The sequence below is a fragment of the Halomonas organivorans genome (genome assembly GCF_014192055.1).
GTDB lineage: Bacteria > Pseudomonadota > Gammaproteobacteria > Pseudomonadales > Halomonadaceae > Halomonas > Halomonas organivorans.
In genome coordinates this window covers 370,582-391,562 of record NZ_JACHXM010000001.1, presented here as the reverse complement: position 1 = coordinate 391,562, position 20,981 = coordinate 370,582, and the positions used below count along the sequence as shown (strand labels likewise).

General features: G+C 69.8%; 20 protein-coding genes. 9 read left to right on the top strand and 11 right to left on the bottom strand.

What is annotated here, in order from left to right; all coding sequences use genetic code 11:
* The first annotated feature begins 96 nt into the window (after nucleotides 1-96).
* Nucleotides 97-819, top strand: a complete 723-nt coding sequence (locus tag FHR96_RS01780) for an SIR2 family NAD-dependent protein deacylase (protein WP_183385917.1) — start codon at nucleotides 97-99, stop codon at nucleotides 817-819.
* A gap of 145 nt (nucleotides 820-964) precedes the next feature.
* On the top strand, nucleotides 965-1,720 hold the full coding sequence (locus FHR96_RS01775; protein WP_183385916.1) for a tRNA-uridine aminocarboxypropyltransferase: 756 nt from the start codon (nucleotides 965-967) through the stop codon (nucleotides 1,718-1,720).
* A 3-nt stretch (nucleotides 1,721-1,723) separates the two neighbouring features.
* Here FHR96_RS01775 and FHR96_RS01770 read toward each other — a convergent pair whose 3' ends face one another.
* A complete protein-coding gene (locus tag FHR96_RS01770; RefSeq protein ID WP_183385915.1) occupies nucleotides 1,724-3,655 on the bottom strand; it encodes an FUSC family protein in 1,932 nt (643 codons plus the stop codon).
* Entirely contained in the window at nucleotides 3,652-4,113 is a 462-nt protein-coding gene (locus FHR96_RS01765) for a MarR family winged helix-turn-helix transcriptional regulator (RefSeq protein WP_183385914.1), read from the bottom strand. The genes FHR96_RS01770 and FHR96_RS01765 overlap by 4 nt, the downstream gene beginning before the upstream one ends.
* Before the next feature lie 160 nt (nucleotides 4,114-4,273).
* On the opposite strand from FHR96_RS01765, the gene FHR96_RS01760 reads away from it, so the two are divergent.
* The gene (locus FHR96_RS01760) at nucleotides 4,274-5,221 is read left to right on the top strand and encodes a bile acid:sodium symporter family protein (RefSeq protein WP_183385913.1); all 948 of its coding nucleotides are present in this window, start codon (nucleotides 4,274-4,276) and stop codon (nucleotides 5,219-5,221) included.
* 33 nt (nucleotides 5,222-5,254) lie between these two features.
* Here the strand turns inward: FHR96_RS01760 and FHR96_RS01755 are convergent, their stop codons facing one another.
* The 9 genes from FHR96_RS01755 to def form a co-directional block, all read right to left on the bottom strand.
* Nucleotides 5,255-6,556, bottom strand: a complete 1,302-nt coding sequence (locus FHR96_RS01755; protein ID WP_246392718.1) for a TrkH family potassium uptake protein — start codon at nucleotides 6,554-6,556, stop codon at nucleotides 5,255-5,257.
* 78 nt (nucleotides 6,557-6,634) lie between these two features.
* Nucleotides 6,635-7,291 carry a potassium channel family protein gene (locus FHR96_RS01750; RefSeq protein ID WP_183385911.1) on the bottom strand — a complete coding sequence of 219 codons (657 nt, stop codon included), beginning with the start codon at nucleotides 7,289-7,291 and terminating at the stop codon, nucleotides 6,635-6,637.
* 61 nt (nucleotides 7,292-7,352) lie between these two features.
* Nucleotides 7,353-8,591, bottom strand: a complete 1,239-nt coding sequence (locus FHR96_RS01745) for a TraB/GumN family protein (protein ID WP_183385910.1) — start codon at nucleotides 8,589-8,591, stop codon at nucleotides 7,353-7,355.
* 152 nt (nucleotides 8,592-8,743) lie between these two features.
* Nucleotides 8,744-10,231, bottom strand: coding sequence for a TrkH family potassium uptake protein (locus tag FHR96_RS01740; RefSeq protein ID WP_183385909.1), 1,488 nt, complete (start codon nucleotides 10,229-10,231; stop codon nucleotides 8,744-8,746).
* Nucleotides 10,232-10,333: 102 nt separating this feature from the next.
* Entirely contained in the window at nucleotides 10,334-11,707 is a 1,374-nt protein-coding gene (gene trkA, locus FHR96_RS01735) for a Trk system potassium transporter TrkA (RefSeq protein ID WP_183385908.1), read from the bottom strand.
* Between the two features lie 105 nt (nucleotides 11,708-11,812).
* Nucleotides 11,813-12,016, bottom strand: coding sequence for a dodecin (locus tag FHR96_RS01730; protein WP_183385907.1), 204 nt, complete (start codon nucleotides 12,014-12,016; stop codon nucleotides 11,813-11,815).
* A gap of 84 nt (nucleotides 12,017-12,100) precedes the next feature.
* Nucleotides 12,101-13,441 carry a 16S rRNA (cytosine(967)-C(5))-methyltransferase RsmB gene (gene rsmB / locus FHR96_RS01725; protein WP_183385906.1) on the bottom strand — a complete coding sequence of 447 codons (1,341 nt, stop codon included), beginning with the start codon at nucleotides 13,439-13,441 and terminating at the stop codon, nucleotides 12,101-12,103.
* The gene (gene fmt, locus FHR96_RS01720; RefSeq protein ID WP_183385905.1) at nucleotides 13,438-14,421 is read right to left on the bottom strand and encodes a methionyl-tRNA formyltransferase; all 984 of its coding nucleotides are present in this window, start codon (nucleotides 14,419-14,421) and stop codon (nucleotides 13,438-13,440) included. Before fmt ends, rsmB begins: the two co-directional genes overlap by 4 nt.
* A 114-nt stretch (nucleotides 14,422-14,535) precedes the next feature.
* On the bottom strand, nucleotides 14,536-15,048 hold the full coding sequence (gene def / locus FHR96_RS01715; RefSeq protein WP_183385904.1) for a peptide deformylase: 513 nt from the start codon (nucleotides 15,046-15,048) through the stop codon (nucleotides 14,536-14,538).
* Between the two features lie 165 nt (nucleotides 15,049-15,213).
* Here def and FHR96_RS01710 point away from each other — a divergent pair, with 165 nt between their 5' ends.
* The 6 genes from FHR96_RS01710 to FHR96_RS01685 all read left to right on the top strand — a co-directional run bounded on the left by FHR96_RS01710 (nucleotide 15,214) and on the right by FHR96_RS01685 (nucleotide 20,981).
* On the top strand, nucleotides 15,214-16,302 hold the full coding sequence (locus FHR96_RS01710; protein ID WP_183385903.1) for a LysM peptidoglycan-binding domain-containing protein: 1,089 nt from the start codon (nucleotides 15,214-15,216) through the stop codon (nucleotides 16,300-16,302).
* A 9-nt stretch (nucleotides 16,303-16,311) separates the two neighbouring features.
* Nucleotides 16,312-17,430 carry a DNA-processing protein DprA gene (dprA, locus tag FHR96_RS01705; protein ID WP_183385902.1) on the top strand — a complete coding sequence of 373 codons (1,119 nt, stop codon included), beginning with the start codon at nucleotides 16,312-16,314 and terminating at the stop codon, nucleotides 17,428-17,430.
* Nucleotides 17,431-17,467: 37 nt separating this feature from the next.
* Nucleotides 17,468-18,037 carry an L-threonylcarbamoyladenylate synthase type 1 TsaC gene (gene tsaC, locus FHR96_RS01700; RefSeq protein ID WP_183385901.1) on the top strand — a complete coding sequence of 190 codons (570 nt, stop codon included), beginning with the start codon at nucleotides 17,468-17,470 and terminating at the stop codon, nucleotides 18,035-18,037.
* A 29-nt stretch (nucleotides 18,038-18,066) separates the two neighbouring features.
* Nucleotides 18,067-18,990, top strand: a complete 924-nt coding sequence (gene hemF, locus FHR96_RS01695) for an oxygen-dependent coproporphyrinogen oxidase (RefSeq protein ID WP_183385900.1) — start codon at nucleotides 18,067-18,069, stop codon at nucleotides 18,988-18,990.
* Nucleotides 18,991-19,149: 159 nt separating this feature from the next.
* Nucleotides 19,150-19,962, top strand: coding sequence for a shikimate dehydrogenase (aroE, locus tag FHR96_RS01690; RefSeq protein ID WP_183385899.1), 813 nt, complete (start codon nucleotides 19,150-19,152; stop codon nucleotides 19,960-19,962).
* 8 nt (nucleotides 19,963-19,970) lie between these two features.
* Nucleotides 19,971-20,981, top strand: coding sequence for an MDR family NADP-dependent oxidoreductase (locus tag FHR96_RS01685; protein WP_183385898.1), 1,011 nt, complete (start codon nucleotides 19,971-19,973; stop codon nucleotides 20,979-20,981).

The following is a 20,981-nucleotide window of genomic DNA, read 5'->3' as shown; positions in this document are numbered from 1 at the left end:
TCATCCATCGCCTTGCCGGCTTGTCCCCGGTGGCCTCTGCGCTGCCGGGACAAGATATGGCAAGCTGAGGCGAGTTCCCCGACTCACGAGACGACCATGAGCGATGCTTCCCGCCCCCATCTGGTGGTACTGACCGGCGCCGGCATCAGTGCCGAGAGTGGCATCCAGACCTTTCGCGCCGCCGACGGCCTGTGGGCGGACGAGCCCGTGGAGGCGGTCGCCACTCCCGACGCCTGGGCCCGCGACCCCGCGCGGGTGCTGCGCTTCTACGACGCGCGCCGCGACCAGGTGCGCCGGGCGAGTCCCAACGCCGCTCATCTCGCCCTGGCCCAGCTCGAGCGTGAGGGCTTTCGGGTCAATATCGTCACCCAGAACATCGATGACCTGCACGAGCGGGCCGGCTCGCGCCGGGTGCTGCACCTGCACGGCGAGATCCTGATGGCGCGCTCCAGCGTCGATCCGGCGCTACGCTATCCGTTGCCCCGAGGCGGCATCCGCCTCGGCGACCTGTGCGACAAGGGCGGTCAGCTGCGCCCCGACGTGGTGTGGTTCGGCGAGGCCGTGCCGCACTATCCTGCGGCCTGCGAGATCGTCGCCGAGGCCGACCTTCTGCTGGTGGTCGGCACCTCGCTGGCGGTGATGCCGGCTGCCATGCTGCTCGAACAGGCACCGCTCGGCTCACCCTGCGTGCTGGTGGATCCCCAGGCCCATGCCCTGGCACCCCCGGGGGTGGCATGCCTGGCCATGCCCGCCGGTGAGGGCGTGCCGGAGCTGGTGAGCCACTGGCGGCGCGAGGGGCGGCTGTGGGTACCGGAGTGAGCTGGGGGATTCGAGCTACGGGCTACGGGCTACGGGCTACGGGCTACGGGCTGCGAGGTGTGAGTGGTGAGGGCCGAGGGGTGAGGAAGAGAGACGTCGTGGTCATGTTAGAATGGCGCTCCTTTTTCCGGCCCGACGATGACTCATGCAGGACGATACCCCGAGCCCCGACCCTGTCGACCAGGACCCCGCCACGGGCCGCCCACGGCCGCCGCGGCGCGAGTTCAAGGCTCGCGGCAGCTTCGTGCGGCGCTGCGAAGACTGCAACCTGCCGGCGCTGAATTGCCTGTGTCCCTACCGGGTGACGGCGGACAGCCGTACCCGCGTCTGGCTGCTGACGCATCCGCTGGAGCACTACAAGCCCACCAATACCGGCCGGTTGATCCGCGACGTGCTGCCTACCACCGAGGTCTTCACCTGGTATCGCACCGTGCCTGACCCACGGCTGCTGGCGCTGCTCGAGGACGAACGCTATGCGCCCTTCGTGATCTTTCCCGATGACCAGGAGGACTACGCTCATCGGGTGGTCGGCATGGAATGCGTGGCGGCGCGCCAGCAGGCGGGGCGGATTCCGGTGTTCCTGATCCTCGACGGCACCTGGCGCCAGGCGCGGCGCATCTTCCGCAAGAGCGCCTACCTGGCGGACCTGCCGGTGCTGCCGCTTTCCACCGAGCGCCTGACGCGCTATCGGCTGCGCAAGCCGGCCTCCGCCGCGCACCTGTGCACCGCGGAGGTGGCCGTGGAGTTGCTGCGTCAGGCGGGTGACGCGCAGGCTGCCGGCCTGCTCGACGACTATTTCGACGTCTTCAACGACAGCTATGCCGCCAGCCGGCGACACGGCAAGATCGAGACGCCGACGCCGGCCATGCAGCGGCTGCTGGCGGCCCGAGCGTCGTCCTAGGTGTTAGTCCCGGGTGTGGCGGAAGAACGCCGCCTGATCGCGGAGGTGCGCCGCCGTGCGCTCGACGACCGGAGCGGCGCTGCGCCCGCGGCGTGCCAGGAAGTCGGCCAGTCGGGTCAAGGCGTCGGCCACGGCTTCGGGAGCATGGCGAAGCCCGTCCAGGCGACGCAGGGTGGCCCGTATCGCCAGGCGTTCCCGTGCGCTGAGGGTGTCCTTCTCGCCCAGGGCTTGCAGGGTCAGTACCGTCCGGCCGAGGTCATAGACCGCCAGGCTGCCGCGGGTGGCCGCCTGGGCGGGATCGCCGAGACGATGGCTCCACTGCATCAGCGTCATGATCCGATGATGCAGGCGTGCCCGCCAGATAGCTGGCCGTGGCGCCGATTCCGGCCGGGCCGCCATGGCCTGAAGCTCGCGAATCATCATCGCCTTGAGGCGTCGCTGCCGGCGTCGGGCATCGGTGGGGAAGATCAGCGTGAAGGCGATGACGGCCAGTAGCGGGCCCATCACCACCGCGATGGCGGTGGTCAGCGAGCCGGCGATATCGACGCTGCGCGGCAGGCCGGGCTGGGAGAGCAGCAGCAGGACCATGACATAGTCTACCGAGCCGGTCATGGTGCGGCGGTGGGCAAAGGGCAACACGGCCAGCAGGATGAAGGGCATCAGCATGGCCAACTGATGCCATTCGGTCGTGGCCAGGGGCCATAGTGCCCAGTGGCAGACCAGCGATGCGACGGCGCCGACCGTCTGCCAGGCCAGGATCCGCCGCATCAGCCAGGCCGGATTGTCGAAGGTGGAGAACAGCGTGACCATTACCGAGGTGCCGAGCAGCACGTAGGCCCCCGGTGCCCAGCCGCTGAGCGCCCAGGTGCCCCCCACGATCAGCATGACGCCGCCGGTGCGCAGGAAGGCCTGCCGGCCATGCACCCAGTCGCGATGACGGATCACCTGACGCCTGAGCGTCTCGCTCTGGGTCGTGCCGGTGTCGTGAAAGCGGGCCCGCTGGCGATGCGCCTCGGCGATTCGCCTGAGGCACATCGCCAGGGAGGGGGCGCTGGCGGCTCGGGTTTCGGCTCGGGTGAGCGCGACCAGCAAGGCGTCGATCGCGCCGTCGGCATCATCGAGTGCTGTGGCCGCCTCATCGAGGGCTGTGGCGATGGCTCGACCGTCGTCGGGCAGGACGTCGGGGCGCTCGAGCCACAGCAGGGCTTCGATCTGGGTGGCGAGGATGGCACGCAGCGAGCGAGCCGAATGGCGGCCCTTGGCCGATCCTGCCCCATGGGCGTCCAGTGTGGCCTCGATGGCCGCGGCCTCGCTCAGCAGGACGGTCAGCTCGGCGGTGGCGGGTGCCGGCTGGCCATCCAGGCGCCGTGCCAGCCGTTGAAGCACCAGGATCATGAGGCGCCGGGTGCGGCCGCTGGGGTCGTCCTCCCGGTTGCGGCCGCCGAACAGCAGGCCAATGAGCAGCGCCACCAGTACCCCCACCATCACCGTGGTGAAACGGTCGATGCCCAGCGACAGGAAGCCCAGGGGCGCCGTCTGGCCGAGCAGTGCCACCATGGAGGCGGAGTAACCGGCCAGCAGGGCGCCGTAGGACCTCAGTCCGTGCAGCAGGTTGCCGGTGCCGGCACAGAGTCCGACCCACAGCGCCAGGCCAAGGACCAGCCAGGCGGTATGGTCGCCCACCGTTGCCAGCAGGGCCACGCCGACCAGGGTGCCGATCAGCGTACCCAGCGCCCGGAAGGCGCTCTTCTCGATCAGCATGCCGCGTACCGGCTGCGAGGCGGCCCATACGGTCATGGCCGACCACTGGGGGTGTTCCAGCCCCAGGCCCCAGGCCACTGCCAGCGCCAGGCAGGATGCCAGGGCGGTGCGCAGCCCGAAGGATAGTCGCTCCGGATCGAGGCCGAGCCGGGCGATGGCGCGCCCGGGGTTCATGAGGGTTCCTCAGTGCCCTCGGCATCGCTTTGCAGACGCCGGTCGATGATGTCGAGGGCCTCGACGAGGGTTTCGAGCCGGGCGTCGTCCAGGTCGTCGAGCAGCGCCATCTCGGCTGCCAGCAGGTCGGCGCGAAGGGTCGTCACGGCATCGCGTCCCGCCGGCGTCAGGAAGACCCGCTTGGTGCGGCGGTCCCGTGGATCGCTCTGCCGGCGGACCAGGCCTCTGGATTCCAGGCGATCCAGATGGCGCACCAGGCTGGAGCCCTCCATGCCCACCCGCTTGGCCAGGGCCTTCTGGCTGAGGCCGTCGCCGCCCGCCTCGAGATGGATAAGCGGCGCCCAGCTGGTATCGGTGTGGCCGGCGAGGGCCAGCCGGTGGTCGAGGGCGCGGCGCCAGCGGCGCGATACGGTAGTGAGGCGAATGCCGAAGCGTTCACGGGCGGAGGTCGGTGCCATGCAACAAGTTTCCTTGCTAATAATTTGTCGGAAACTTATCATGCCCGGCCCGGCTTGTCAGCCATTGCCCACCATGGCGTAACGCTGGACCATAAGAGGCGAGTGCGACCCGCGCCCGACGAGCCGGGAAGGCCCATCAATATCAACGCAAGGACACGTCATGCCATTCTTCGAACGCTTCAACCGTCTGTTTCCCGTCTGGGCGGTGCTGCTGGCGGCACTGGCCGCCTTCCAGCCGCAGCTCTTCACCGGCCTGGCCGGCAGCATCAAGACCCTGCTGGTCGTCATCATGTTCGCCATGGGGCTGACGCTCTCGAAGGCCGATTTCGCCCGAGTGATCAAGTCGCCGGCGCCGATCGCGGTGGGCGTGGTGCTGCAGTTCCTGATCATGCCGGTGGCGGCGCTGGCGATCTCCCGGTTGCTGGGGCTCTCCGACGCGCTGACCATCGGCATGGTGCTGGTCGGTGCCACGGCCGGCGGCACCTCCTCCAACGTCATGACCTGGCTGGCCGGCGGCCGGGTGGCGCTGTCGGTCTCGATGACCATGGTCTCGACGCTGCTGTCGGTGGTCGCCACGCCGCTGCTCACCCTGCTGCTGGTCGGCCAGAGCGTCGACGTGCCGGTGGCGGGCATGTTGACCAGCATCGCCCAGCTGGTGGTGGCACCGATCGTGGTCGGGGTGATCCTGCACCACTGCCTGGGATCGCGCATCGAGCGGGTCGAGCCGGCCCTGGCGAGCCTGGCGATGTTGGCCATCGTGGTGATCATCGCCATCGTGGTGGCGCTCAATGCCGAGCGTTTGGCGACCCTGGGGCCGATCGTCGCGCTGGCGGTGATCGCCCACAACGCCGTCGGCCTGGCCGGTGGCTATGGCCTGGCTCGCGCGCTGCGCTTCGATACCCGCACCGCCCGCACCATCGCCTTCGAGGTCGGGCTGCAGAACTCGGGCCTTGCCGTGGCGCTGGCCAACCAGTTCTTCACCGCCACGGCGGCCCTGCCGGGGGCGCTGTTCTCGGTGTGGCACAACGTCTCGGGCTCGCTGCTGGCCGGCTGGTGGAAGCGTCGCCCGGTGGCCGACGAGGCGGTGCCGGCGATGACCTCGCGCTGAGCGCATCGCGAACCAGCACTCGGCCGGGGCGCGTCAGCCAACGTGCACCCGGCCCTCGGCGAAACGCAGCGATTCGGTCTTGCGAGTGGCGAGCAAGTAGCCCAGCGAGATCGGACCGACCCGCCCCAGCAGCATGGTGGCGATCAGCACCAGTTGGCCGCTGGCCGACAGCTCGGCGGTGACGCCGCGGGAGAGCCCGACGGTGGCGAAGGCCGAGACGGACTCGAAGGCCAGGCCGAGGAAGTCCTGGCCCGGTTCGGTGATCGTCAACGCCAGCAGGCAACCGAAGACCAGCAGCATGCCGGCCAGCGCCACGGCGACGGCTTCCATGACCGTGCGGGCGGACAGCGAGCGACCGAAGGCCACCGGCCGTGCCTGGCCCTTCAGGAAGGCCCGGGCGACCAGCAACAGCACCATGAAGGTGGTGACCTTGATGCCGCTGGCGGTGGACCCGGAGCCGGCGCCGATGAACATCCACAGCATGGTGAGCAGGGCGCTGGGCGTCGTCATGGCGCCGATGTCCAGGGTGTTGAAGCCTGCCGTGCGGGGTGTGACGGCCTGAAACCATGCTGCCTGCAGCTTGGCGCCGAGGCCCTCCAGGCCGCCCAGGGTGGCGGGATTGTCCCACTCGAACAGCAGCACGCATGCCATGGCCGCCAGGATCAAGCCGCCGCTGGCATGGAGCGTGATCCTGGCATGCAGTGACAGCCCGCGACCCGGGCGCCAGTTTGCCAGCTCGGCGATGACCACGAAGCCCAGCCCGCCGACGATGAACAGCAGGCTGATCACGCCGTTGACCAGCGGGTCGGCGACCTCCCGTGCCAGGCTGTCCGGCCAGAGGGAAAAACCGGCATTGTTGAAGGCCGAGATGGCGTGAAAGGCGCTGATCCACAGCCCCGCGGCGACGCCGTGCTCGGGCATCCAGACGAGACTCAGCAGCAGGGTGCCGGCCAGTTCGGTGGCCAGGGCGAAGCCGACGACCAGCCGTACCATCTGTGCCAGCTCGGCGAAGGAGGTGTGCTCCAGACTCTCGCTGATCAGGCGCTTCTGGTAGAGCGGCAGGCGCATGCCGAGCAGGACCATCATCATGGCGGCGCAGGTCATGAAGCCGAGTCCGCCGACCTGGATCAAGCCGAGGACCACCAACTGTCCGAACAGGCTGAGCGACGAGGTGTCGACCACTCCCAGTCCGGTGACCGTCACCGCCGAGGTCGCGGTGAACAGGGCCTGATGCCAGTTCAGCGGCTGTTCGGCGGCGATCGGCAGGCTCAGCAGCAGGGCCCCGAGCACGCTGAGCAGCAGGAATCCTGCCAACAGCAGCTCCGGCAGGGACATGGCGAGGACCGGCCCATGCGGTGGACGCCGAATCGGATGCCTCAGGCGCTGTCGCATTCCCGCTCCCGCCTGGTCGGCTCAGAGATGGCGCCCCAGGTCGCGCAGCGCATCCAGTTCACCCACCAGCACCAGGCGGTCCCGGGGCCGAAGCACGAGATCGCGCGCCGGGGAACGGAGCAGTTCGGTGTCTCGCTTGATCGCGACCAGTGACAGGCTGTCATGGTGACGCTCCATGTCTTCCACGCTGGGAAAGGCCTCGTTGAGCCGTTCGGTGGCCTGCAGCTCGACCACGAACTGGCGATCGCCCAGATCGATGAAGTCGACCAGGGCGTGATAGTGGAGGCTCTCCGCCACTCGCAGCCCGATGTCGTACTCCGGATAGACGATGCGGTCGGCCCCCAGGCGCTCGAGCAGGCGGTAGTGCGTATCGGAGTGGGCCTTGACCCACACTTCCCGGGCCCCGTGCTCGCGGGCCAGCAGAGTGCAGATCATGCTGGCCTCCAGGTGATCGTCGGCATCGATGATCACCGCATCGTACTCGTGAAGGGAAAGCTGGCCGATGACCTGCTCGTCGGTGATGTCGCCGACCACGGCATGGCTGAACAGATCCGCATAGGCATCGACACGGGAGGCGTCGCGGTCGACGCCCAGGACCTCGTCGTTCTGTCGACGCAGTTCCTGGGCCACCGTGATGCCGAAGAATCCCAGGCCAAGAATCGCGAACTGGCGTGACATCGCTCCCTCCTGTATGAACTCCCCGTCGCTCCTGCTCCCGCGAGCCGTCCGGCGCGCGGCGTCAGCCGCCGAACAGGGCGCCGGCGATGCGGAAACCGGCGATCCAGGTGCCGGCGGCGGAGCCCAGGGTGGCGGTGAGGAACACCAGCAGGGTGCGCGAGACCCGGTTGCGCCACCATCCCTTCAGCTCGGTGACGTCGTGGCGCAGGGTGGTGAAGTCGCGCACCTTGGGCTTGCGCATGGCCAGTTCCACGCCAGCGGCCACGAAGCCTGCGCCGATGGTGGGATTGAGCGAGGTCAGCGGGGCGGCGAACACGGTGGCGATCACCGTCAGCGGGTGGGCCAGGGCCACCAGGGTGGCGGCGCCCGAGAGCACGCCGTTGATCAGGAACCATTCGGCCACCAGCTGCCAGCCGAGCTCGGTGTTGCGCGAGAAGCCGATGGCGAAGCCGGTCAGCACCAGGGCGGTGATGATCCAGGGCAGCGCCTTCCACACCTTCGACGGCGGTGGCGTGGCCTCGAGGGTTTCACGCTCGGGGGTCGGCGCCTCGGGCAGCGGGCGTTCCAGGTGCTCGGCCATGCCCTTGAGGTGGCCGGCGCCGATCACCACCAGCACGTGGCGGTAGCGCCCGGGCGGGCACTGCTCGGCCAGGCGCAGCACCATGTAGCGGTCGCGTTCGCTGATCAGCGGCGTATACAGGGTCTCGGACTCTGCGGCGAATTCGCTGAAGGTGGACTCCAGGACATCGCCTTCCTTGAGGCGCTCGATGTCTTCGGCGGAGACGTCCTGTCGCGACAGCACCCCGCCGAGCAGCCCCGAGAACAGCGAGAAGCGCTGCCACCAGGGGACGTTGTGGTAGATGCGCTTGAGCGTCACTCCCACGTCGCGGTCGATCAGCAGCAGCGGCAGCTTGCGAGCCCGGCTAGCCTCCAGGGCGGCACGCATCTCGGCGCCGGGCTCGATGCCGGACTGCTCGGCGACCCGCTGCTGGAAGGCGCCCAGCGCCAGGCTGGCGGCCACCATGCCGGCCTTGCCCTGACGGAAGATCTGGAACAGGTCCTGCTCGCCCAGGGCATCGGGGTTGGCGAGATTCTGGTGACGCGAGTCGCACAGCTCGATGGCCACGGCGTCGAACTCGCCGGAGTCGATCAGCGCGCGCACCTCGGCGGCGCTCTCGGCAGAGACATGGGCGGTGCCCAGCAGGGTATAGCGGGTCTCGCCCACCTGAAGGGTGCGGCGCGGACCGCCGCCGGCGGCCTGCTCGCGCTCGACGGTCGCGGTGTCCTGGGAGTCGGTCATGGACGCTCGGGTCTGAAGGGTGAAGGCTCGATTATCCATGAAGCTCGCCGGCGGGCCAAACCCGCCGCGGGCACTTGCACCGGCTTTGCGACTTGTCGCTATACCGCGTCCGATGGGAAGTCGGGGGAGCGCAGCCATCAATCCGCGTTTCCCTATTTGCGCCAGAACATCGGCGTAAACAGCACCAGCACGGTGAGGATCTCCAGGCGGCCCATCAGCATGCCGATGCACAAGAGCCACTTGGCGGTGTCGGGCAGCGTGCTGAAATTGCCCGCCGGGCCGATGGTATCGCCAAGCCCAGGCCCGACGTTGGCGACCGCTGTCGCCGCGCCCGACAGCGCGGTGACCAGGTCCAGGCCGAGCAGCGAGAGCCCCAGGGCGAGCCCGGCGATGGTCAGGAAGAAGAAGAACGAAAAGGCGATGACGCCGCGGGTGACGTCGTCGGTCAGCGGATGACCGTTGTAGCGGGCGGAAAAGACACCGTTGGCGTGGACGAGGAAGCGCAGCTGGTTGCGCAGCAGGATGGCGGCGACCTGGAAGCGGAACACCTTCATGCCGCCGCTGGTGGAGCCGCTGCAGCCGCCGATGAAGGTCAGGTAGAAGAAGGCCACGGCGGCCAGGCTGCCCCAGGCCGTGTAGTCGTCCGAGGCATAGCCGGTGGTGGTGACCACCGATACCACGTTGAAGGTCACCTGGGTGAGGGCCTCGAAGGCATCGTTGCCCAGCCAGATGCGCCAGGCGGTGAGCAGCAGGATGACGATCGCCAGCAGGCCCAGCAGGCCGCGCACCTGCTGGTCGTGCCAAAGGGCCATGTGGGCACCGCGCAGTACGCGGATATAGATCACGAACGGCAGGGCGCCGCCGAGCATGAACAGGCTGCCCAGCCACAGCAGGTGGGGCTGGTCGGCGTAGGCGCCGAAGGAGGCGTCCGAGTTGGCGAAGCCGCCGGTGGCCACCGAGGTCATGGCATGCACGATGGCGTCGATCGGCGCCATGCCGCCCAGCCAGTAGCTCGCGACCGCCGCCAGGGTCATGCCGCAGTAGATGACCAGCGTCGCCTTGGCGATGCCGCCGGTGCGAGGCATCACCTTGTCCGACCAGTCCGAGGACTCGGTGTGGAACAGCCGCATGCCGCCGACCTTGAGGAACGGCAGGATGGCGATGCCCATGACGATGATGCCGACCCCGCCCAGCCACTGCATGATGCCGCGCCACAGCTTGAGGCCGTCGGACAGGTGGTCGATGTCGGTGAGCACCGTGGACCCGGTGGTGGTGATCGCCGAGACGGACTCGAAAACCGCATTGGCGAACGATAGCTGGGGGGCGCCAAGTGCCAGCGGCAGGCTGGCGAAGCCGCTGATCGAGACCCAGCTCAGGGTGGTGAGCACGAACATCTGCCAGGGCTTGAAGCTGATCTCCACGCGCAGCGTCGACAGCAGCACCGCGGCGACCGAGCCCAGCACGATCAGGATCGACAGGCCGAACGCCGTGGCGTCGACATCCTGCTCGAGCAGCAGCACCAGCCAGGGCACCAGCATGAACGCCGCCAGCACCAGCCACAGCAGGGCCAGCACCTTGAGCACGGGGGCCCAGTGTCGGGTTCGGTCGAGGGTCGCCCCGGTGGCCGTCAGCAGGCTCATGAGCTCGGCTCCACGATGCGCGCGCTCGGGGGCTCGACGACGTCAACGTGCGGTGGCTGGTGTCTCATGCGAATTCCCTATCGTGCGGTCTGGCGGCGGGGCTCAGAAGAAGGTCAGGCCGACCTGGAAGAGCCGTTCCACGTCGCGGATGCGGCGCTTGTCGATGACGAACAGGATCAGGTGATCGCCGGACTGGATGACCACGTCGTCGTGGGCGATCAGCACGTCCTTGCCGCGCACCACGGCGCCGATGGTGGTGCCCCGCGGCAGATCGATGTCGCCGATGGCGCGCCCCACCACCTTGGACGACTGGGTGTCGCCGTGGGCAATGGCCTCGATGGCCTCGGCGGCGCCGCGGCGCAGCGAGTGGACGTTGACGATGTCGCCGCGGCGCACGTGGGTGAGCAGGCTGCCGATGGTGGCCTGCTGGGGCGAGATGGCGATGTCGATCTCGCCGCCCTGGACCAGGTCCACGTAGGCGGCGTTGTTGATCAGGGTGAGGACCTTCTTGGCGCCCATGCGCTTGGCCAGCATCGACGACATGATGTTGACCTCGTCGTCGTTGGTCAGCGCGCAGAAGATGTCGCACTCCTCGATGTTCTCTTCCTCCAGCAGGCGCTTGCTGGTGGCGCTGCCGTGGAGTACCACGGTGCGGTCGAGGCGCTCGGAGAGCTGGGTGCAGCGCTCGAGGTTGTGCTCGATGATCTTGACCTGGTGGCTGTGTTCCAGGTGCTCGGCGAGGCGTTCGCCGATGTTGCCGCCGCCGGCGATGATCACCCGGCGGAAGTCGCGCTCGAGGCGCCGCAGTTCGCTCATCACCGCGCGGATGTCGCGACGGTCGGCGATGAAGAATACCTCGTCGTCGGCCTCGATGACGGTGTCGCCGCGCGGGATGATCGGCCGGTTGCGGCGGTAGATGGCGGCGACGCGGGTGTCCACGCTGGGCATGTGGCGGCGCAGGAAGCCCAGCTCCTGACCCACCAGCGGGCCGCCGTAGAAGGCCTTGACCGCCACCAGCTGGACCAGCCCGCCGGCGAACTCCAGCACCTGCAGGGCCCCGGGATGCTCGATCAGACGGCGGATGTGGTCGGTGACCACCTGCTCGGGACTGATCAGCACGTCGATTGGCACCGCCTCGTGGGCGAACAGGCCCTTGCGGGTCAAGTAGGCGGTGGCGCGGACCCGGGCGATCTTGGTCGGGGTGCGGAACAGCGTGTAGGCGACCTGACAGGCGATCATGTTCACCTCGTCGGAATTGGTCACCGCGATCAGCATGTCGGCGTCTTCGCAGCCGGCCTGGCGCAGCACCATGGGGTAGGAGCCGGCGCCGGTCACGGTGCGGATGTCGAGCCGGGTATGAAGCTCGCGGAGCTTCTTGGCATCGGTGTCCACCACCGTGATCTCGTTCTCTTCGCGTGCCAGGTGCTCGGCCAGGGTACCGCCGACCTGGCCGGCGCCGAGGATGATGATCTTCATCGCGTGTCACAGTCCGCAGCAAGACGGACGGCGCCGCGGGTGCGCCGTCGCATGGGTGGCGGCAAGCCTAAACCAGCCGGGGATGGATGAACAGGGCGAGACCCGTCAATCCAGGGTGAAGCCGACCTTGAGGGTGACCTGCCAGTGGGCCACCCGGCCGTGCTCGATGTGGCCGCGGGTGTCGATCACTTCGAACCAGCGCATGCTGTGCAGGCTCTCCGAAGCCTTGGCCAGCGCGCCCTGGATGGCGTCCTCGATCCCCTTCTCGGAGGTGCCGGTCAGCTCGATGTGCTTGTAGGTATGGCTCATGGTGTCGTCCTTTGGCAGCGGGGAAGTGACGGGGATGCCGACAAGCCCCTGTGCTCGCGGCCTTCGTCGGCAACCTCTGGCCGCTCAGGCGGCCCGCTTCCTCAGTCTGGCATAGAAGAAGCCGTCATGGCTGTCGATGCTCGGCAGCAGCTGGCGTCCCGCGCCGGCGGGGCGCCCCCAGGCCACGCCCTCGGGGGTGGTCACCTCGGCATCCGGCGTGCGCGCCAGGAAGGCGGCGACCTGGTCGGCGTTCTCCTCGGGCAGCACCGAGCAGGTGGCGTAGAGCAGGGTGCCGCCGGGCGTCAGCAGCGGCCAGAGGTTGTCGAGCAGCCGGGCCTGGAGTTCGGCCAGCTTGGTGATGTCCGAGGGCCGGCGCAGGCGCTTGATATCGGGATGGCGTCGGATCACCCCGCTGCCCGAGCAGGGCGCATCGAGCAGGATGGCGTCGAAGGACGTGCCGTCCCACCAGTCGCGCTGGGTCGCGTCGCCATGGGCCAGTTCCGCGGCCAGGCCCAGCCGCGACAGGGTGTCCTCGACCCGTGCCAGGCGGGCGTCGTCGCTGTCGATGGCCTGGAGCTCGATGTCGAACAGCTCGAGCAGGTGAGCGGTCTTGCCGCCCGGGGCGCAGCAGGCGTCCAGCACTCGGGCGCCGGGCCGCGGGGCGATCATCGGGCCGAGCAGCACCGCGGCGAGCTGGGCCGCCTCGTCCTGGACGCTGACCAGGCCCTCGTCGAATCCGGGCAGGGAAGCCACGTCGCGAGGCTTGTCCAGGGTCAAGCCCTCGGGGGCGTGCAGGCACAGCCGGGCGCCGATGCCCGGCGAATCGAGGCGCGACAGGTAGGTCTCGCGGTCGCCGTGGCGGCGGTTGACGCGCAGCGTCATCGGGCCGGGCTGATTGTTGGCCTCGCAGATGGCGCGCCAGTCGTCCGGCCAGGCCTGGCGAAATGCCTTGAGCCACCACTTCGGATGCAGCAGGGCCACGGCGGGGTCGCGATCGACCTCGGCCTGGAGGGCCGAAGATTCGCGCTGCAGGCGACGCAGGCAGCCGTTGATCACCCGGGTCGCCCAGGCCTTGTTGAGCAGCCGTGCGGCTCCGGCGGTCTCGCCCACCGCGGCATGGGCCGGAATGCGTAGGTAGAGCAGTTGGTAGATACCCACCAGCAGCAGCGCCTGGATGTCGGCGTCGCGGGCCTTGAAGGGCTTGTCCAGCAGCTTGCCGGCGAGCGCCTCGAGTCGGCACAGGGTGCGGCAGCTGCCGAAGCACAGCTCCTTGAACAGGCCGCGGTCCCGGGACACGACCTGATGATCGTCGAGGTTGTTGAGCGAGCCCTTGCCGGTGATCACCGGGGCCAGGGCCCGAGCGGCGGCGGCGCGCACCGCCAGGCCGTTGTCGAGGGACTTGGAACGTCCGCCGTGGTTGCTCATGCGCTGGTCTCCCGATGCGGCTGGCCCAGGCGCAGGCCCGGGGAAAAGCGATCCGCGCGGGCCTTGAGCAGCTCGCGGACGTCCAATGCCTTGCCCCCTGGCAACTGGGCCCGGGTCACCCTGAGAACCTGATCGCCGGCCGCGCCGCAGGCAATCTGCAGTGCGTCGCCTTCGGCGGCGAGCAGGGTGCCGGGGGCGGCGGCATCGACTTCGCCCGGCATTGCCTCGGCCATCAGCAGCCGCAGGCGGTCGTCGCCCAGCGCGCACCAGGCCACCGGCCAGGGGTTGAAGGCGCGGATTCGTGCGGCGAGCGCCTCGGCGCCCTCGCGAAAGTCGAGCTCGGCCTCGGCCTTGGAGAGCTTGGCGGCGTAGGTGACGCCGGCCTCGGGCTGAGGGATGGCCGCCAGGCCGTCTCCGGCCAGGGCGTCCAGGGCCTCGACCAGCGCCTTGCCGCCCAGCTCGGCCAGGGTATCGTGCAGCTCGCCGCCGGTGGTCGCGGCGGTGATCGGCGTGCGTTCGATTCGCAGCATGGCGCCGGTGTCCAGGCCCTCGTCCATCTGCATGATGGTCACGCCGCTCTCTCTGTCACCGGCCTCGATGGCGCGCTGTATCGGCGCCGCACCGCGCCAGCGCGGCAGCAGCGAGGCGTGGACGTTGATGCAGCCGAGCCGCGGTGCATCGAGCACGGCGCGCGGCAGGATCAGGCCGTAGGCCACGACCACCATGATGTCCGCCTCCAGGGCGGCCAGTTCGGACTGGGCGTCCGGCGTCTTCAGGGAGACCGGCTGATGGACGGGCAAGCCGTGCTCCTGGGCCAGCGCCTTGACCGGGCTTGGCGTGAGCTTGCGGCCGCGGCCGGCAGGGCGGTCGGGTTGGGTATAGGCGGCGACGACGCGGTGTGAGCTCGCCAGCAGCGCCGCCAGGCTCTCGGCGGCGAAGTCGGGCGTGCCGGCGAAGATGACGCGCAGGGGTCGGGACATGGGATCGAGGGCCTTGCCGGAATGAATGCCCCCTATGATAACGGAGCGAAGCGCAAACGACGAAGGCCGGCGCCATCAACGGCGCCGGCCTTCGCGATCAGCAGCGGCGGCGGATCAGGCGGGCTGCTGCTGCCTGTGGCGCTTCTGCATCTTCTTCATCACCCGGTCGCGCTTGAGCGGCGAGAGGTAGTCGACGAACAGCACGCCCTCCAGGTGATCGTATTCGTGCTGGATGCAGTGAGCCAGCAGGCCCTCGGCCTCCAGCTCGTAGGGCTGGCCGTCACGGTCCAGGGCCTTCAGGTGAACCTTGAGCGCGCGGGGCACCTCGGCGTAGTACTCGGGGATCGACAGGCAGCCTTCCTGCATGGGCTCGCGCTCGTCGCCGATCGGCGTGTACTCGGGATCGATCAGCACCAGCGGGGTGCTCTGGTCGTCGCTGACGTCCATGACGATGACCCGCCTGTGGACGTCCACCTGGGTGGCCGCCAGGCCGATGCCGCGGGCGTCATACATGGTCTCGAGCATATCGTCGATCAGCTGGCGCACCTCGTCGTCGACCGTCTCCACGGGGGCCGCCTTGGTGCGAAGCCGCTCGTCGGGGAATTCGAGAATGGGGAGTTTGGCCATGGCGTTGGTGTCACCGTTATGCTGTCATTCAGGGAATGCGATCATTCTAGAAGCCTGCGGGTCGCGTTGAAACCACGCCCCGCGCATCGTACCGATAGCATCAGACTATACCACGGCGGCGAGGTTCCTGGGGCTGCCGCGATCACCGGGCGAGGGACCGTGGGAATGAGACACACTGGACGCGTCAGGCTCGCGAGGCGCCGGCTGGGAGCGCTGGTCCTGGGGCTCCTTGTCGCCACCATTGCACAGGCGCAAGGGCTGACCTGGGACGATGGCCTGCGCGACGACGCCCCGGACCGCTACACCGTGGTGCGCGGGGATACCCTCTGGGACATCGCCGGGCGCTTCCTGCGCCATCCCTGGCAGTGGCCGGAAGTCTGGCAGGTCAATCCCCAGATCGAGAACCCGCACCTGATCTATCCCGGCGATACCGTCACCCTCCACGACTGCGGCGGGCGGCCCTGCCTGGGGCTGGAGCGCGGCCGGAACGTGGTACGCCTCTCGCCGGAGATGCGTGCCGTACCGCGACGCGAGGCCATCGCGCCGATTCCGCTGGAGACGGTGCGGCCCTTCCTGCGCGACCATCGGGTCGTCGGCGATCCCGAGTCCCTCGGCGAGCTGGCTTACGTGGTGGCCGGCGATGACGGTCGCCTGATCAGCGGGGCCGGGGACCGCTTCTATGCCCGGGGGCGCGTTCCCGCCGGCGGGCGTGTCGGCATCTATCGTCCCGGCGAACGCTATCGCGATGAGGCCAGCGGCGAGCTGCTGGGGCTCGAGCTCGAGAGCGTGGGCGAGGCTCGCCGAGTGCGCCAGGAGGAAGACATCGCGGTGCTCGAGGCCACCCGGGCCAGTCGAGAGATTCGCAACGATGACGTCCTGCTGCCGCTGGAGGCCGGCTTCCCGGCTGCCGGGTTCCAGCCCCGGGCGCCGTCACAGTCGATCGATGGCCGTATCCTGGCGGTACCCGATGGTGTGCGCTTCTTCGGGCGCCGGCAGATGGTCGCCCTGGACCGTGGAAGCCGCGACGGCCTGGCACCCGGCCACGTGCTGGCGGTGGAACGGCGCGGCGAGCTGGTCGACGATCCGCGCAGCGGCGAAATGCTGAGGCTGCCCGGTGAGGAGGCCGGCCTGGTGATGGTCGTGCGCGCCTTCGAGAAGATGAGCTACGGCCTGGTCATGCGTGCCAGTCGTCCCCTGGCGGTGGGCGACCGTCTCCACAATCCGCGCCCGGCCCTGGGCACGGCGCAGCGTTAGGCGTCGCCCATGTTGACCGCCAAGGAGTGGCTGCTGCTGTCGCGCCTGCCCGGCCTCGGGGTCGTGGGGCTTGCCGAGCTGGTGGCTCGTTCGCCGGCGTGGCCAGACGGCTGGCTGGCGGTGATGCCGCCCGAAGCGGCGACGGCACTGCGGCTGTGGCTTGACCATCCCGGCAAGAGCCCGCTGTGCGGAGCGCTCGAAGCCGACGAGGCCTGGCTGGCCGAGGCCCCGGACCGCCATCTACTGCATCCCCATCATCCGGACTGGCCCGCGCTGCTGGCCCAGATCCCCGACCCGCCGCCGGTGCTGTGGGCGTGGGGCGATCTCTCGGCGCTTGCCCCGCCGCGGCTGGCCATGGTCGGCACGCGCAAGCCGACCCGCGAGGGCCTCAACAATGCCGCCGGCTTCGCCCGGGCGCTGGCCGGCCGTGGCTGGGGCGTGGTCAGCGGCATGGCGTTGGGCATCGACGGTGCCGCCCAGCACGCGGCCCTGGAGGCCGGCGGGCGCAGCGTGGCGGTGCTCGGCGGCGGGGTAGACGTGATCTATCCGGCTCGCCACCGCGTCCTGCACGAGCGGCTGCGCGAGCCGGGTGGGCTGCTGCTCTCCGAGCACTCGCCGGGCACCAAGCCGCACCCGGCCTATTTCCCGCGCCGAAATCGCATCGTCACCGGACTGGCGCGCGGTGTGCTGGTGGTGGAAGCCGCCGAGCGCAGCGGCTCGCTGGTCAGCGCGCGACTGGCCGGGGATCAGGGCCGCGAGGTGTTCGCCGTACCGGGATCGATCCACAACCCCCAGGCGCGTGGCTGCCTGGAGCTGCTTCGCGATGGCGGCGTACTGGTGCGCGACGTCGACGACATCCTCGCCGAGCTGCCTGCCTGGAGCGCACCGCAGGAGACGCCTCGTCCCGCGCCGCGCGCGGCGCGGGACGAGGCGTCGTCATCGTGTGGAGACGATCCGCTTCTGGCCTGGCTCAGCGACACCCCGACGCCGGTGGACGCCCTGGTCGGCCTCACCGGGCTGACGGTGGCCGACTGTCAGCGCCGGCTGCTGACGCTCGAGCTGGAGGGTCTTGCCGCCCCTGCCGTCGGCGGCTGGGTGCGCCTGCCGGGGCCTGGGGGAGCATGGTAGAATCCCGGCCCATGCCCGTGACCGCCAGTATTCTACGATGACCCAGGACACCGCTCTTGCCACCGCCGTGGCCGCCCTGCGTGCCGGCGGCGTGATCGCCTATCCCACCGAGGCCGTATGGGGCCTCGGCTGCGACCCCGACGACGCCTCGGCCCTGACCCGATTGCTCGCCCTCAAGCGCCGCGACCCGGCCAAGGGCGTGATCCTGGTGGCCGCCGATATCGACCAGCTCGCGCCCTGGCTGACAGGGCTCGACGCCGGGCGCCGCGCGACCCTGGCCACGCCCTGCGATACGCCGACCACCTGGCTGGTGCCGGACAACGGCCGGGCGCTGCCGCTGGTGCGCGGCGAGCACGACCGGGTGGCGCTCAGGATCAGCACCCATCCGCGGGTGGTTGAGCTGTGCCGGGCCTTCGGCGGGCCCATCGTCTCGACCTCCGCCAACCGCGCCGGCGAGCCCTCGGCGATGAGCGCCGAGGAGATCCATGCCGTCTTTGGTGAAGGGGCCGGCGGCGAGCTCGACGCCGTGCTCGACGGTCCCCTGGGCGGCCACGACCGCCCCAGCACCATTCGCGACCTGGTCACCGGCCGGGTGCTGCGCGACTGATCCTTTTCGCTGCCGACCAAGGAGGCCCCGTGGCCTACGCCCATCTCGACCCCGTGAAGACCTACCTGCTCGATCTCCAGGACCGGCTGTGCGAGGCCCTGGCCGCCGAGGATGGCCGGGCGAGCTTCCGTGAGGACGCCTGGCAGCGTGCCGAGGGTGGCGGCGGCCGCTCGCGGGTGATCGAGCGCGGCGCGCTGTTCGAGAAGGGCGGCGTCAACTTCTCCCACGTGCACGGCGCGACCCTGCCGCCCTCGGCCACCGCCGCGCGGCCCGAGCTCGCCGGCCGCGGCTTCCATGCGGTGGGCGTCTCCTGGGTGCTGCACCCCGAGAATCCCCACGTGCCGACCAGCCATGGCAACGTGCGCTTCCTGATTGCCGAGAAGGAGGGCGAGGACCCCGTGTGGTGGTTCGGCGGCGGCTATGACCTGACGCCTTTCTATCCGGTGCTCGAGGACGTGCGCCACTGGCACCGGGTGGCCCGGGACGCCTGCGCGCCCTTCGGCGAGGATGTCTACTCGCGGTACAAGGGCTGGTGCGACGACTATTTCTATCTGAAACACCGCGACGAGACCCGCGGCGTCGGAGGGCTGTTCTTCGACGACCTCAACGAGGGCGGCTTCGATCACTGCTTCGCCTTCCAGCGAGCGGTCGGTGACAGCTTCCTCGACGCTTACCTGCCGATCGTGCGGCGCCGTCGCGAGACGCCCTGGGGCGAGCGCGAGCGCGACTTCCAGCTCTATCGCCGCGGGCGCTACGTTGAGTTCAACCTGGTGTGGGACCGCGGCACCCTGTTCGGCCTGCAGAGCGGCGGGCGCACCGAGTCGATCCTGATGTCGATGCCGCCCCTGGCGCGCTGGGAGTATGCCTGGACGCCGGAGGCCGACAGCCCCGAGGCGGCGTTGACCCGCGATTATCTGCATCCCCGCGACTGGCTCGCGGAAGACAGCGAATAAGCATCCTGACGCCGATATCTCGGCGTCGCGCGGTGCCCGGCGCCAGCCCGGTCGATATCCTCAGCCGTGTCGCCTGGGCTGTCGATGCCGCACCGGGCGCCTTGCGCGGCCTGGCGTGCGACGCCTGCTTCAGTGCCCCCTGGACAATTTGGAGTTTCCATGACTGACCGCTACTGCGTCTTCGGCCACCCGGTGAGCCATTCCAAGTCACCCGTCATCCACGCCGCTTTCGCCGAGCAGACCGGCGAGGCCCTCGAGTACACCGCCATCGAGGCGCCGCGGGACGGCTTCGCCGGCGCCTGGCGGGCCTTTGTCGAGTCGGGCGGGCGGGGGGCCAACGTCACCGTGCCCTTCAAGGAAGACGCCTACCGGCTGTGCGACACGCTTACCCCGAGGGCCGAGCGTGCCGGGGCGGTGAACACCCTGATCCTGGAAGCGGATGGACGCACCCGAGGGGATACCACCGACGGTGCCGGCCTGGTCGGTGACCTCGAGCGCTGCGGGGTGACGCTGGCCGGTGCGCGCCTCCTGGTGCTCGGCGCCGGCGGTGCGGTGCGCGGCGTGCTGGAGCCGCTGCTCGCGGCCGGTCCGGCGAGCCTGCACATCGCCAATCGCACCGCCGCGAAGGCCAGCGCCCTGGCCGCGGACTTCCGCGACCTGGGCGAGGTGAGCGGCGGCGGCTTCGACGCGGTCGAAGGCCCCTTCGACGTGGTGATCAACGGCACCAGCGCGAGCCTCGGCGGCGAGCTGCCGCCGCTGCCCGACGACCTCTTCGCTCCCGGGGCGACCGCCTACGACATGATGTACGGCGCCGAACCCACCGTCTTCCTGCGCTGGGCCAGCGAGCGCGGCGCCGAGACCCTTGACGGCCTGGGCATGCTGGTCGGCCAGGCCGCCGAGTCCTTCATGCTGTGGCGCGGGGTGCGTCCAGACGTTACCGCGGTGCTGGAGTCTCTGCGTCGGACGCTGTGAGCCGCGTCATGACCCGCGCCTGGCACCTGGCCCGTACGCCGCGGGGCGTGCCGGTCGCCGAGGACTTCGTCTGCCACCGGGCGAGCCTGGCGGCGCCTGAGGCGGGGGAAGCGCTGGTCGCGCCCCACTGGCTGTCCGTCGACCCCTACATGCGCACCCGGATGCAGCCGACGGGTTACGGCTACCTGGACAAGTGGCGGCCGGGCAGTCCGCTGTCGGCCTGGGGCCTGGCGCGGGTGATCGAGTCGCGCGGCCCGTGGCGGGAAGGCGACTGGGTCATCGGCCACATGCCGGTGGCCGAGCGCTGCCTGCTGCGCCCGCACTCCGACCAGGGCGGCTTGCCCCTGGTGCTGCCGGCCGCTCAACCTCGCCCCGAGCAGTGGTTGCACGAGCGCGGCATGACCGGCTTCACCGCCTGGCTGGGGATGCGTCGCTATGGCCGGCCTCAGCCCGGTGAAAGCGTACTGGTGTCGGCAGGCGCCGGAGCGGTGGGTGGTCTCGCCGTGCAGTGGGCCCGACGTGCCGGGGCGAGGGTCGTCGCTACTGCAGGCAGCGCGGCCAAGCGTGACTGGCTGCGCGAGACCCTGGGCGTGGCGGCGGCACTGGACCACCACGTGCCGGATATCGCGACGCGGCTCCTGGCGGTGGCACCGCAGGGCCTCGATCTGGACTTCGAACAGCTGGGGGGAGCCGTGTTCGAGGCGGCCATCGATGCGCTGGCTCCGGGCGGCAGGGTGGTGCTGTGCGGCCTGGTCAGCCAGTATCACGACACCGAGCCCCGGCGTGCTCCATCCAACCTTGGCCGGCTGAGACGGATCGGTGGCGGCATCACGCCTTTCGTGGTGCCGGGACACGAGGCGGCCCATTGGGCCGACTTCCAGCGCGAGATGGCGGCCCTGGACGGGGCCTTTCGGGCGCCACTGGATATCGTCGAGGGCTTCGCGGCCTGGCCGCGCGCCTTCTGCGGGCTCTTCACCGGCGACACCGGCATCGGCAAGCGGGTGGTGCGTCTGCGCTGA